This is a genomic window from Mesorhizobium sp. M2E.F.Ca.ET.209.01.1.1 (genome assembly GCF_004010375.2).
Lineage (GTDB): Bacteria > Pseudomonadota > Alphaproteobacteria > Rhizobiales > Rhizobiaceae > Mesorhizobium.
Genome location: NZ_SADP02000913.1, coordinates 1 through 310, shown reverse-complemented (window position 1 = coordinate 310; position 310 = coordinate 1). Strand labels below are relative to the sequence as shown.

Genomic DNA, 310 nt, shown 5'->3' with positions numbered 1-310 from the left:
TTTCGATCATCTCCCCGACGCCCTTGAGAAGACCCCCGGCCGAGGCGATGTAATGCGGCAACGCCAGCCTGGTGATGTGGGCGCCGATGACGGCCGGCTTGCCGAGCGCCATCGCGTCGTCGAGCGCGGCTTCGAATTCTTCCAGCGTCTCGACGCGGTAGCCCTTCGCGCCGCAGGCCTGGGCGAAGCCGACATAGTCGGGGTTGTCGAAATCCGAGCTCGGCCTTCTCGACATGAAATGCCATCTGATCGACATTCTCGACCGTCCCGGCGGCCAATGCGCCGAGCTCTATCCGGAAAAGCCGATCTA

General features: G+C 63.5%; 1 protein-coding gene. It reads right to left on the bottom strand.

Annotated features, from left to right (window positions below):
* The coding region (locus tag EN852_RS38460) for a thiamine pyrophosphate-dependent enzyme (RefSeq protein ID WP_246694573.1) at positions 1–250 on the bottom strand (250 nt) is incomplete at its 3' end.
* Between the last annotated feature and the right edge of the window lie 60 nt (positions 251–310).